The 12,422-nt window shown below is 71.6% G+C and carries 12 protein-coding genes; 6 read left to right on the forward strand and 6 right to left on the reverse strand.

What is annotated here, in order from left to right; genetic code table 11:
- Positions 1-2 precede the first annotated feature (2 nt).
- Positions 3-953 carry a MerR family transcriptional regulator gene (locus tag ACZ4EF_RS18125; RefSeq protein ID WP_391158902.1) on the reverse strand — a complete coding sequence of 317 codons (951 nt, stop codon included), beginning with the start codon at positions 951-953 and terminating at the stop codon, positions 3-5.
- Between the two features lie 28 nt (positions 954-981).
- On the reverse strand, positions 982-1,875 hold the full coding sequence (locus ACZ4EF_RS18130; protein ID WP_391158904.1) for a metal-dependent hydrolase: 894 nt from the start codon (positions 1,873-1,875) through the stop codon (positions 982-984).
- Between ACZ4EF_RS18130 and ACZ4EF_RS18135 the strand changes: the two genes are divergently transcribed.
- The gene (locus ACZ4EF_RS18135) at positions 1,874-2,005 is read left to right on the forward strand and encodes a hypothetical protein (RefSeq protein ID WP_467505299.1); all 132 of its coding nucleotides are present in this window, start codon (positions 1,874-1,876) and stop codon (positions 2,003-2,005) included. The two genes, ACZ4EF_RS18130 and ACZ4EF_RS18135, sit on opposite strands and share 2 nt — an antisense overlap.
- Before the next feature lie 13 nt (positions 2,006-2,018).
- Here ACZ4EF_RS18135 and ACZ4EF_RS18140 read toward each other — a convergent pair whose 3' ends face one another.
- The gene (locus ACZ4EF_RS18140) at positions 2,019-3,938 is read right to left on the reverse strand and encodes an SDR family oxidoreductase (RefSeq protein WP_467505301.1); all 1,920 of its coding nucleotides are present in this window, start codon (positions 3,936-3,938) and stop codon (positions 2,019-2,021) included.
- Positions 3,935-4,978: a M24 family metallopeptidase gene (locus ACZ4EF_RS18145; protein WP_467505303.1), complete on the reverse strand. Its 1,044-nt coding sequence runs from the start codon at positions 4,976-4,978 to the stop codon at positions 3,935-3,937. Before ACZ4EF_RS18145 ends, ACZ4EF_RS18140 begins: the two co-directional genes overlap by 4 nt.
- A 226-nt stretch (positions 4,979-5,204) precedes the next feature.
- Here ACZ4EF_RS18145 and ACZ4EF_RS18150 point away from each other — a divergent pair, with 226 nt between their 5' ends.
- The 5 genes from ACZ4EF_RS18150 to ACZ4EF_RS18170 all read left to right on the forward strand — a co-directional run bounded on the left by ACZ4EF_RS18150 (position 5,205) and on the right by ACZ4EF_RS18170 (position 9,801).
- Positions 5,205-6,278, forward strand: coding sequence for an ABC transporter ATP-binding protein (locus tag ACZ4EF_RS18150; protein ID WP_467505389.1), 1,074 nt, complete (start codon positions 5,205-5,207; stop codon positions 6,276-6,278).
- A 4-nt stretch (positions 6,279-6,282) separates the two neighbouring features.
- The gene (locus tag ACZ4EF_RS18155) at positions 6,283-7,206 is read left to right on the forward strand and encodes an ABC-2 transporter permease (RefSeq protein WP_355336761.1); all 924 of its coding nucleotides are present in this window, start codon (positions 6,283-6,285) and stop codon (positions 7,204-7,206) included.
- Positions 7,203-8,120, forward strand: coding sequence for an ABC transporter ATP-binding protein (locus ACZ4EF_RS18160; RefSeq protein WP_355336602.1), 918 nt, complete (start codon positions 7,203-7,205; stop codon positions 8,118-8,120). The genes ACZ4EF_RS18155 and ACZ4EF_RS18160 overlap by 4 nt, the downstream gene beginning before the upstream one ends.
- 82 nt (positions 8,121-8,202) lie before the next feature.
- Positions 8,203-8,922: an ABC transporter permease subunit gene (locus tag ACZ4EF_RS18165; protein WP_355336760.1), complete on the forward strand. Its 720-nt coding sequence runs from the start codon at positions 8,203-8,205 to the stop codon at positions 8,920-8,922.
- 198 nt (positions 8,923-9,120) lie between these two features.
- The gene (locus ACZ4EF_RS18170; RefSeq protein WP_391158912.1) at positions 9,121-9,801 is read left to right on the forward strand and encodes a rhomboid-like protein; all 681 of its coding nucleotides are present in this window, start codon (positions 9,121-9,123) and stop codon (positions 9,799-9,801) included.
- A gap of 82 nt (positions 9,802-9,883) precedes the next feature.
- On the opposite strand, the gene ACZ4EF_RS18175 is transcribed toward ACZ4EF_RS18170, so the two are convergent.
- Both ACZ4EF_RS18175 and serS read right to left on the reverse strand, forming a co-directional pair.
- Positions 9,884-10,669: an HAD family hydrolase gene (locus ACZ4EF_RS18175; RefSeq protein ID WP_391043506.1), complete on the reverse strand. Its 786-nt coding sequence runs from the start codon at positions 10,667-10,669 to the stop codon at positions 9,884-9,886.
- 164 nt (positions 10,670-10,833) lie between these two features.
- Positions 10,834-12,120, reverse strand: coding sequence for a serine--tRNA ligase (gene serS, locus ACZ4EF_RS18180; RefSeq protein ID WP_355336600.1), 1,287 nt, complete (start codon positions 12,118-12,120; stop codon positions 10,834-10,836).
- Positions 12,121-12,422: the final 302 nt, after the last annotated feature.

The following is a 12,422-nucleotide window of genomic DNA, read 5'->3' on the forward strand; positions in this document are numbered from 1 at the left end:
GGTCAGCGCGCCGGGTCGTCGGGGCGCCGGTCGGTCAGGGCGTCCATGCGGCGGGCCGCGATCTCCCGGTCGGCGGCGGCCGTCACGAACTCCGGTACGTGGTCGGGCCCGACCAGCTCCCGGACCGCGGCGACCGTGGCCGCCGGGAGGGGCACCGGGACGTGCGAGGGCGGCTCGGCGGCCGGGCGCGGCGGCGGCGCGGGGAGCACGGCGTCGCCGAGGTGACGGCGTACGTGCTCGGTGGCGAGCATCCGCATGGCGCGTGCCAGCTCCGCGTCCACGGTCTGCTGGGCCAGCGGGCGCAGCCGCCGGACCAGGGCCGCAGCCTCCTCGGCCTCCTCGTCGGTCGGCGGGTGGCGCAGGAACCGCTCGAAGACGTACTCCGTGGTGAACTCCAGGAACCGCTCCGAGATGTGCTCGACCTGGACCCGCAGCTCCCGCAGATGGCCGGTGATCGCGGGCAGCGGCACACCGGCGGCGTGCAGCTCCGCGGCGACCGCCAGCTCCTGGGGGCTCGGTACGAGGAATTCCTCGTCGCTGCCCGGCACCGGCTCCAGGATGCCCAGTTGCAGGCCCTCCTCGACGGCCGTCAGATCCGCCGTCCCGCCGAACGCCTCGATCAGCTCGGCCAGGCTGATGCGCGCGGGCGTCTCGTCCGACCACGGCCGGTCCACCTCCCCGACCAGGCCGAGCACTCCGCCGAGGCCGGTGCCCGCGTCCCACGCCGCCAGCAGCTCCTTGATGCTGGCCAGCGTGTAGCCGCGCTCCAGGAGATCGGCGATCTGCCGCAGCCGGGCCAGATGCGTGTCGTCGTACACATTGGCCCGGCCGCGGCGCTCCGGCTTCGGGAGCAGCCCGCGGTCGGTGTAGGCGCGGATCGTACGGACCGTCGTCCCGCTCAGATGGGACAGGTCCTCGATCCGGTACGCGCGCTGCTCGGCGGCGGTGGTCACGCCCACACTCCTCCGTACTCCTCGGTGGTCAGGAGGCCGCGGTGCGGCCCGCCGGTCTTTCGCTGGCCCTGGCCGCGGGGGACATGGCCAGATACTCGACGGCCTTGCTCAGCGACCCCTCCTGTGACGGATGGTACGACCGGCGCAGGTACCTGGGCATCGCCCCGTTGAGCGCGGCCCAGGACGGCAGCAGGCCGCGGCGGGCGGCGGCGCGGTGGTTCCTGAACCGGTACTTGCCCTTGACCAGCCCCGGGTCGTGCCGCATCAGGTAGCGGGCCCCGACCACCCACAGATAGAACAGCGTCGGCCACGCGAACGCCATGCCCTCCGCGCGCCGCAGATACCGCCCCGCGCCGCCCCCGCCGACGTGCTGGTACATGTCGAACGCGACCGCCCGGTGCTCGACCTCCTCCGCGCCGTGCCAGCGCAGCAGGTCCAGCATCACCTCGTCGGTGTCCACCTCGTCCAGCGCGTCGGCGTCCAGGATCCAGTCGCCGAGGACGGCGGTGAAGTGCTCGATCGCCGCGATCAGCGACAGCCGGAACCGCAGCCACTCGCGCCGGGTGACCGGCGCGCCCCACGGCGGCTTCTCGCCGAGCAGCACGTCGAACATCCACTCCACGTGCTTGGTGTAGCCGCTGGTGTCGAGATTCTGCTCGGCCAGGTGCTCCAGCACATACGCGTGCTGCACGCTGTGGGTGGCCTCCTGGCCCATGAACCCCTTGACGTCCTTGAGCAGTTGCTCGTCGCTGACGTAGGGAAGCGCCTCCTTGAACACCTTCACGAACCACCGCTCCCCCGCGGGCAGCAGCAGATGCAGCACATTGATGACGTGCGTCGCGGTCGGCTCGCCCGGAATCCAGTGCAGAGGGGTCTGCTTCCAGTCGAACGTGACCCGGCGCGGCTTGATCGCGTAACTCATGGCGGTGCGTCCTCCTTCGGAGAAGATCGGCGGTGTCGGCGTGGGGATCGGTGTCGGTGTCGAGGCCGGTGTCGAGGCCGGTGCGGGGATCGGTGCTGCCGGCCTGGTGCCGGCCTGGTGCCGGTGGTGAGCTGGCGGCGGGGCTACAGCGGCGGGTCCACGCGGGCCAGCGCCCGCAGCGTCTTGGGGGAGAGCCGGGACAGCAGCCGCGCCCCGCGGGCCTCCGGCGTGACCGGGACGACCGCGGAGTCGCGCTCCACCGCCCGGACGATCGCGCGGGCGACCTTCTCCGGCGGGTAGTTGCGCAGCCCGTAGAGCCGGGCGGACCGCGCCCTGCGCCGCTCCTGCTCCTCCTCGCCGACGCCCGCGAACCGCGCGCTGCGGGTGATGGGCGTGTTGACCAGCCCCGGGCAGATCGCGCTCACCCCGATGCCGTGCGGCGCCAACTCCGCCCGCAGGCACTCGCTGAGCATCAGCACCGCCGCCTTCGACGTGCTGTACGCGGGCAGGGAGCGGGACGGCTGGAAAGCGGCGGCCGACGCGGTGTTGACGATGTGACCGCCCTGGCCGCGCTCCACCATCTGCCGGCCGAACAGGCGGCAGCCGTGGATGACGCCCCACAGATTGACGTCGAGCACCTGCTTCCAGTCCTCGGGTGTGGTGTCGAGGAAGGCGCCCGCCAGGCCGATCCCCGCGTTGTTCACCACCACGTCGGGGACGCCGTGGAGGCCGGCCGTGCGCTCGGCCAGTTCCTCCATCGCCTCGGCGTCCGACACGTCGACGGTCTCTGGCCACGCGTCGGGCGCGCCGATCAGCCGGGCCAACTCGGCGGTTCTGGCGGCGCCTTCCGCGTCCCGGTCCACCGCGACGATCCGGGCGCCCGCCTCCGCGAAGGCGAAGGCGGTGGCCCGGCCGATGCCGCTGGCCGCGCCGGTGACCAGCACCAGTTGGCCGCCGAACCGCTCCTTGGCGCCGGTCTCCGCCTTCCCGAGCACCGTCCCGCCCGCCCCGGTGACGGTCGAGGTCGCGGCCGGGACGGCGGGGCCGCCGTACTCGTGCGCCGTGACGAACTCGCCGATCCAGCGCGACAGTTGCTCGGGCCGGGAGCGCGGCACCCAGTGCTTGGCGGCCACGGTGCGCCGGGTCAGCCGGGGCACCCACTGCTCCAGGTCGTCGTAGAGCCGCTGCGACAAGAAGGCGTCGCCGGTCGGCGTGATGAGCTGCACGGGGACATGGGCGTACGCGTCGGTGCGCGGACTGCCCAGCCTGCGGCGGACGTTGTCCCGGTACAGCCAGGCGCCGTGCGCCGCGTCCTCGGGGAGCGAGGCGGTCGGGTAGCCGTCGGACGGCAGCTTCTCGGCGTGGGAGAGCAGCTTGGGCCACTGCTTGCCGAGCGCTCCGCGCCAGGCCAGCTCCGGCAACACCGGGGTGTGCAGCGCGTACACGTACCAGGACTTGGCCCCCTGGCCGACCACTTGGGCGACCCGGCGCGGGGTGGGGCGGCGCACCCGGCGCTTGATCCAGTGGCCGAAGTGGTCGAGCGACGGGCCCGAGATCGAGGTGAAGGAGGAGATCCGGCCCTCGGTCCCGCCGACCGTGACGAATTCCCAGCCCTGCACCGAACCCCAGTCGTGCCCGACCAGGTGCACCGGGCGGTCCGGGCTGACCGCGTCCGCCACCGCCAGGAAGTCCTCGGTGAGCTTCTCCAGCGTGAAGCCGCCCTTGAGCCGCGCCGGGGCGCTCGACCTGCCGTGCCCGCGCACGTCGTAGAGCACCACGTGGAAGCGGTCGGCGAGCAGCCCGGCCACCTCCAACCACACCTCTTTGCTGTCCGGGTAGCCGTGCACCAGCACCACCGTCGGCAGCGCCGCGTCCCCGTACTCGGCGACGCACAGCCGTACGCCGCCGCCCCCGGTCACGAACCGCTCCCGCGCCGCCGCGTCGGCCGCCCCGTCCCGCGCCTCCCCGTCCCGCACCGCTTCGCCCGGGCTCTCGCCGCCGCCCTCGCCCGGACCCGCGCCCTCATCCCGGTCGTCCCGCTCTTCCCACTGGTCCCGCGTCATGCCGCCACCCCCGTCCCAGTCCCCGTCCCCGAACCCGATTCCGTGCCCGTCCCCATCCGTGACCTCGACATCGATCCCGTCCTCGTGTCCGCGTCCGTCTCCCGCCAGCGCCTGACGTGCGGCAGGTCGTCGTCCAGCCAGTAGGCGTCGGTCTCCGTGACCACGAGGATCTCCTCGAACTTCGCGCCGGTGCCGCGGAATCCCACATGTGGCTCCACCGCCCACAGACCGGGGTATGGGGGGTGGTCGGACATGCGGTGCGGACTCCACAGCGGTGACCAGCCCTCGCGGTGTCCGTGCAGCGCGTCGGAGGCCAGCCCCTTCAGGCTCCGCGTGCCGAACCCGGCGATCCGCGGCGACCAGCGGCGCTCGCGCACCCGGTCGACCTTGTGGGCGATCACGCCGAAGGGATACGCGCGATGCCGGTTGGCGTACCCCTGCCTGACCATCAGCCGGTCGACGTCCTGGTAGACGGTGCGCAGCGGGCGCCGCTCGCGCACCCCGCGCAGGATCAGCTCGCGGTGCTCGCGCAGATCCGCCATCAGCCGTTCCTGCACCGGATTGGGGCCGAGTGAACCGGAGTAGCCGATGTCGGCGGTGCAGCCCGCGTATACAGGGGCCAGGTCGAGGATGAACGGCATGCCGGGTTCGAGCCGCCGCCCGGTCGGGAAGAACTGGAGCGGCACCTTGAAGCCGGTGAAGGCCGTACGGTCGCCGAACCAGGCGAAGGGCAGATGGAACCAGTCGCGGACCCCGCGCTCGCGCGCCCACACCCGCATCGCGTGCGCCGCGTCCCGCTCGGTCATCCCCGGCCGCAGCTCCGCCGCGACCGCCTCCGCGCACGCGTACGCCAGCCGCTGCACCTCACGGAACCCGTCGAACCCGTCGAGCCCGTCGACCTCACCGCGCCCGTCGCGTCCGTCGCGTCCGTTGAGCCGATCGTGTCCACCGAGCCCGTCGAGCCCGTCGTGTCCACCGACCCCGTCGCGTCGACCGCGCGCGTCACACCCGTCGCGCCCGCCGTCCCACCCCTCACCCATGGCCGCTCACCCCAGACCCCGCGCCGACATTCGAAAGCTGACAGCAATCAATGTGACATCGGCTCGTGGCAAGGTCAAGAGCCCCGCGACCCCCTGTGGATAACTCCCGGAGACCCCCCGACCCCTACGGGTGGTCAGCCCGCAGGAGTACCTCGATCGCGGCGGATCCGATCCTCGGGACGGACGCGGGACTGTCTCGCCCGCCACTACGGTCGGACACGTGACTGTGATCGCTACCGAAAGCCTGAGCAAGCGGTACCCGAGGGTGACCGCTCTTGACCGGCTGACCGTCGACATCACCCCCGGTGTGACCGGGCTGGTGGGTGCCAACGGCGCCGGGAAATCGACCCTGATCAAGATCCTGCTGGGACTGTCCCCGGCGACCGAGGGTCGTGCCGCCGTGCTCGGACTCGACGTGGCCACCAACGGCGCCGAGATCCGCGGCCTCGTCGGCTACATGCCCGAGCACGACTGCCTGCCGCCCGACGTCTCGGCGACCGAATTCGTCGTCCACATGGCCCGGATGTCGGGGCTGCCGCCGACCGCCGCGCGCGAGCGGACCGCCGACACGCTGCGCCACGTCGGCCTCTACGAGGAGCGGTACCGCCCGATGGGCGGCTACTCGACGGGCATGAAGCAGCGCGTCAAGCTCGCGCAGGCGCTGGTCCACGACCCGCAGCTCGTCCTGCTCGACGAGCCGACCAACGGCCTCGACCCGGCGGGCCGCGACGAGATGCTGGGCCTGATCCGCCGCGTGCACACCGACTTCGGCATCTCGGTGCTGGTCACCTCGCACCTGCTCGGCGAGCTGGAGCGCACCAGCGACCAAATCGTCGTCATCGACGGCGGAACACTGCTGCGCGCCTCCTCCACCAGCGACTTCACGCAGGCCACGGCGTCGCTCGCGGTCGAGGTCACCGACCGTGAGAAGGAGCTGCTGGCCGCGCTGACCGGCGCCGGGCTCACCGCCCAGGCCAAGGGCCACCTGCTGCACGTCGACATAGCGGACGACGCGACGTACGACACCGTCCGCGACGCCGTCGCCGCTCTCGGGGTCGGCCTGGTGCGCATGGAGCAGCGCCGCCACCGCATCGCCGAGCTGTTCACGGACGACGAGGACCTGACGTACGACGACCCGGACGACCCCGACCGCCCGGACCCCGACCCCCCGCACGACCAGGGCACCCGGCCCGACAAGAGCACTTCGGACGACACGAGCACCCCGCCCGGCAAGAGCACCCCGAGCACCCCGGACACCGCGACCCTGACCAAGGAAGGAGAAGGCCGTGACGCAGCCTGACACGGTGACGCCCGGCACGCCGAACCCCGGCCCCCCGGGCACCGGCACCGCCCCCGACGTCATCCACAACATCGGTTACCGCAAGTACACCGGCCCGCGCCTCGGCCGCGCCTACGCCCGGCGCTCCCTCTTCAGCCAGAGCCTGCGCGGCGCGTACGGCCTCGGCCGCAGCGCGAAGTCCAAGGTGCTGCCGATGATCCTGCTCGCCGCGATGTGCGCGCCCGCGCTGATCATGGTGGCGGTCGCGATCTTCACCAACATGACGAAGCTGCCGGTCGACTACACCCGTTACGCGGTGATCCTCCAGGCGGTCATCACCCTCTTCGTCGCCTCGCAGGCCCCGCAGTCGGTCTCCCGCGACCTGCGGTTCAAGACCACGCCGCTGTACTTCTCGCGGCCCATCGAGCGCGTCGACTACGTGGCCGCCAAATACGCGGCGCTCGCCACGGCGCTGTTCCTGCTGACCGCGCTGCCCCTGCTCATCCTCTACATCGGCGCGCTGCTGGCGAAGCTCAGCTTCGGCACCCAGACCGCCGGGTTCGCGAAGGGTCTGGTGTCCGTACTCCTGCTGTCGCTGCTCTTCGCGGGCATCGCGCTCGTCATCGCCGCGATCACCCCGCGCCGCGGCTTCGGCGTCGCCGCGATCATCGCGGTGTTCGTCATCACCTACGGCGCGGTCTCCAGCGTCCAGGGCGTCGCCTCCGTGCAGGAGAACTACGAGGTGATCGGGTGGCTCGGCCTCTTCTCGCCGATCACGCTGATCGACGGCTTCCAGACCTGGTTCCTCGGCGCGAGCTCGGCCTTCCCGCACGCCTCGGGACCGCCGGACGCGCTGGCCGGCATCGTCTACCTCCTGGCCGTCCTCACCATCATCACCGGCAGCTTCGGCCTCCTGATGCGCCGCTACCAGAAGGTCGGTCTCTCGTGACGACGATCAGCATCGACAACGTCTCGCGCTGGTTCGGCAACGTGGTGGCGGTCAACGACATCACCATGACGATCGGCCCCGGCGTCACCGGCCTGCTCGGCCCCAACGGCGCCGGAAAATCCACCCTCATCAACATGATGGCGGGCTTCCTGGCCCCCTCCACCGGCGCCGTCACCCTCGACGGGACGCCCATCTGGCGCAATGAGCAGTCGTACCGCGAGATCGGCATCGTGCCCGAGCGCGAGGCGATGTACGACTTCCTCACCGCCCGCGAGTTCGTGGTCGCCAACGCGGAGCTGCACGGCCTGCCCGACCCGGACGCCGCCGCCCGCCGGGCGCTGGCCACGGTCGAGATGGAGTACGCCCAGGACCGGCAGATCGACACGTACAGCAAGGGCATGCGGCAGCGCGCCAAGATGGCGTCCGCGCTGGTCCACGACCCGTCGGTGCTGCTGCTCGACGAGCCGTTCAACGGCATGGACCCCCGGCAGCGGCTGCACCTGATGGAGCTGCTGCGGCGGATGGGCGCCGAGGGCAGGACCGTCCTGTTCTCCTCGCACATCCTGGAGGAGGTCGAGCAGCTCGCCCACCACATCGAGGTCGTGGTGGCGGGGCGCCACGCGGCCTCCGGCGACTTCCGCAAGATCCGCCGCCTGATGACCGACCGCCCGCACCGCTATCTCGTACGGTCGAGCGACGACCGGCTACTCGCGTCCGTGCTGATCGCGCACGCGTCCACCGCCGCGATCGAGCTGGACTGGTCGGAGAAGGCGCTGCGCGTCCAGGCCATCGACTTCGCCGGATTCACCGAATTCCTGCCCCGGATCGCCCGCGACCACGGCATCCGGCTCTTCACCGTCTCGCCGTCCGACGAGTCCCTGGAGAGCGTCTTCTCCTACCTGGTCACGGCATAAGGAGCCGACACAGATGTCCGCCACACAGACCCCCGCGCCGCCGAGCGGCAGGGCCGCGGCCCCCGCCCGCTCAGGGCCCGCCGTGTTCCACCCCACCGTGGCCCGGCTCACCTACCGCGCGCTGCTCGGCCGCCGCCGCGCCCTGCTGCTCTTCGCGCTGCCGATGCTGCTGCTGATCATCTCCGTCGCGGTCCGCGCGCTGACCGGCGCGGACGACTCCACCGCCAACGACATCCTCCAGGGCTTCGCGCTCAGCGCGATGGTCCCGCTGGTCGGCGTCATCGCCGGCACCGGCGCCATCGGCCCGGAGATCGACGACGGCGCGATCGTCTACCTGCTGGCCAAGCCGATCAGACGGTCCACGATCGTGTCCACCAAGCTCATCGTGGCGATAGGCGTGGTCGCCGCCTTCTCCGCCATCCCCACCCTGCTCGCCGGATTCATCCTCAACGGCAACGGGCAGAACGTCGCGGTCGCCTTCGGGGTCGCCGCCGCCGTCGCGTCCGTCGCCTACGCGGCGATCTTCCTGATGCTCGGCGTCCTCACCCGGCACGCGGTGATCGTCGGCCTGGTCTACGCCCTGGTCTGGGAGTCCGTCATCGGCAATGTGGTGCCGGGCGCCAGGACCCTCAGCGTCCAGCAGTGGTCGCTCGCGGTCGCGCAGAAGCTCGGCCACGGCGGCATCGTCAGCTCCGACGTCGGTCTGCCGACGGCGATCGTGCTGCTCGCGGTGGTCACCGTCGGCACCACCTGGTTCGCCGGACACAAGCTGCGCACCCTCAAGCTCGCGGGTGAGGAGTAGGGACCGGGGTACGTCACCCGCAGGGAAGGGACCGGGGCCGAGGCACCGGCATGGAAGGGACCGGGGCCGAGGCACCGGCAGGGAAAAGACCACCCGCGGGAACGGGAACACGGTGTGACGGCGGCGCAAGCTGTGAATGCGGTGTCAATGGAAGGGAGCGAGTCGCAGCCCGGCTGTGATCGGTGAAGACTGGTCGCGATGGCCCCGGCTCACGAGTCCTCCACCGCCGCCCGCGAGCGCCGCCGCGTCACCCCGAGTGACGCGCGGCGCTTCGCCGCGCAGTGGATACGTGCCTCGCCCGGCACCCACATCTGGCTGCTGATCCTGATCATCACCAGCGGCATCGTCGCCGTCGTGTCGCCGCACGTCCGCTCGTATCTGCTGCACCACGTCAGCACCAACCTGGTCCAGCTGCGGCAGCACCCGCTGCGGGTGCTGTTCGCCAGCGCCCTGTGGATAGAGACGCCCTCGGGCCTCGTCCTCTACTTCTTCCTCTTCGAGCTGATCCACGCCCCGGCCGAACGTTGGCTCGGCACCTGGCGCTGGCTGGTCGTCGTCGCGACCGCGCACATCGGCGCGACGCTCGTCAGCGAGAAGGCCGTCATGTTCGGCATCAGGGACCAGCGGCTGCCGCGCTCCCTCGCGCACACCGTGGACATCGGGGTCAGCTACGGCCTCGCGGGCATCGTCGGCGTCCTCACGTATCTGGTGCCGCGCCCCTGGCGCTGGGGATATCTCCTCGGCGTGCTGGGCTTCTTCGGCTATCCGCTGCTCGGCGACGCGACCTACACCGACCTCGGCCACTTCACGGCCGCGCTGATCGGCCTGAGCTGTTACGCGATCACGCCGCCGGGGCGCGCCCGCGAGAAGACCGCCTGAGCGCCGCGCCCCCGCCGCGACCCCGCTGCGACCTAGCCCCGACACGCCCCGACCCGGCCTCCGGCACACCCGGCCGGGCCGTTCAGAACGGCCCGAAGAGCCGTTCCAGCACCACCGCGATGCCGTCCTCGTCGTTCGACAGCGTCACCTCGTCGGCGACCCGCCGCAGCTCCGGATGGGCGTTGGCCATCGCCACGCCGTACCCCGCCCAGGCGAACATCGGCAGGTCGTTGGGCATGTCACCGAAGGCGATCGTCTCGGCGGCCGTCACGCCGAGCCGCCGCGCGGCCAGCGAGAGCCCGGTCGCCTTGGTGAGGCCGAGCGGCAGCAGCTCCACGATGCCCTCGCCCGCCATCGTCACGCCCACCAGGTCACCGGCCACCTCGCGGGCGGCCCGCGCCAGACCGTCGTCCCCCAGCTCCGGGTGCTGTATGTACAGCTTGTTGATGGGCGCGGACCACAGCTCGGCCGGGTCGGACATGAGGATGACCGGCAGCTCGGGGTTGTACCGGTACCCCTCGCCGATCAGGACGTCGCCGGCCAGGCCGTCGCGGCTGGCCGCGAGGAACAGCGGGCCCACCTCGGCCTCGATCTTGGCCAGCGCGAGCCCGGCGAGCTGCCGGTCGAGGGTGACCGAGGTCAGCAGCCGGTGCGCGCCCGCGTCGTAGAGCTGCGCGCCCTGTCCGCAGACCGCCAGGCCCTCGTAACCGAGATCGTCCAGTACGTGCCGGGTCCACGGCACCGAGCGGCCGGTGACGATGATGTGCACCGCGCCCGCCGCCACCGTCGCGGCGAGCGCGTCCCTCGTCACCCGCGAGACGGTGTTGTCGCCGCGCAGCAGCGTCCCGTCCAGGTCGGTGGCGACCATCCGGTACGGAATCCGCGCCGCGTCGGTCGCGTCGGCGGCCGGAGCCCTGTGCGTGGCTCTGTCCGCGGCTCCGGTGACGGTTCCGGCGCCGGTCACGGCTTCGGCTCTGTCCGCGGCCCCCGCACCCGGTCCCGTACCGGCGAGGGCGCCGGCCTCCGACTCGCTCACTTGGCGCTGGACGTGACGGGCTCCAGCAGCTCCCGGCCGCCCAGGTACGGCCGCAGCACTTCCGGCACCCGTACGGAACCGTCCGCGAGCTGGTGGTTCTCCAGGATCGCCACGATCGTCCGCGGCACCGCGCACAGCGTGCCGTTCAGCGTGGCCAGCGGCCGGGTGCCCTTCTCGTCACGCAGCCGGATCGACAGGCGGCGGGACTGGTACTCGGTCGTGTTCGACGTCGAGGTCAGCTCGCGGTACTTGCCCTGCGTCGGGATCCACGCCTCGCAGTCGAACTTCCGCGACGCCGAGGAGCCCAGGTCGCCCGAGGCCAGCTCGATCACCTGGAACGGCAGCTCGAGCGCGGACAGCCACTGCTTCTCCCAGGCCAGCAGCCGCTGGTGCTCGGCCTCCGCGTCCTCCGGCGTGGTGTAGACGAACATCTCCACCTTGTCGAACTGGTGGACGCGGATGATGCCGCGGGTGTCCTTGCCGTACGAGCCCGCCTCGCGCCGGTAGCAGGGCGAGAAACCGGCGTAGCGCAGCGGCAGCTTGCCCGCGTCGATGATCTCGTCCATGTGGTACGCGGCGAGCGGGACCTCGGAGGTGCCGACCAGGTACAGGTCGTCCTTCTCCAGGTAGTAGACGTCGTCCTCGACCTGGCCGAGGTAGCCGGTGCCCGCCATCGCGGACGGCTTGACCAGGGTCGGAGTCAGGACGGGCGTGAAACCGGCGGCGGTGGCCTGCGCGACGGCCGCGTTGACCAGGGCCAGTTCGAGCAGGGCGCCGACACCGGTCAGGTAGTAGAAGCGCGAGCCGGACACCTTGGCGCCGCGGTCGACGTCGATGGCGCCGAGCAGTTCGCCCAGCTCCAGGTGGTCCTTGGGGGTGAAGCCCTCGGCGGCGAAGTCGCGCGGCGCGCCGTGCTGTTCGAGGACGACGAAGTCCTCCTCGCCGCCGATCGGCGCGTCCGGGTGGACGAGGTTGCCGAGCTGGAGCAGGAGCCGCTGGGCCTCTTCCGCCGCCTCGTGCTGCTCGGCGTCGGCGGCCTTGACGGCGGCCGACAGCTCGCCGGTCCGCTTGAGCAGCTCGGCCTTCTCCTCGCCCTGCGCCTTCGGGATCAGCTTGCCGAGCTGCTTCTGCTCGGCGCGCAGCTCGTCGAAGCGGGTACTGGACGACCTGCGCCGCTCGTCGGCGGAGAGGAGGGAGTCGACGAGCGCGACGTCCTCTCCACGGGCGCGCTGCGAGGCGCGCACACGGTCGGGGTCCTCACGAAGCAGACGAAGGTCAATCACGCGACCAGGTTACCGGGGAGCGGGCATCGGCCGCGACAACTTACGGACTTTATGGTGTGCTTTGTCCGCTTCGGGGGTAAAGCGAGGAAATTCCGTAAAGGGGAGAAAGGGGGGACGGTCAACCAAATTCGCCGCGTCCCTCCCCCGGGTCATCGCGCCTGTGGAGAACCGGAGTTGATCATCGCCGCCGGGGCTCCGGCGGGGCCTTCGCGGGCCTCGCGGGGGCCGTCCGGCCGAAAGTTATCCACAGGCTGCTGGGGATTTCCATTCTTTGTCCACAGGGTGTGGGGAAGATCTGTGGA

The sequence above is a fragment of the Streptomyces sp. NPDC025721 genome (assembly GCF_055558595.1).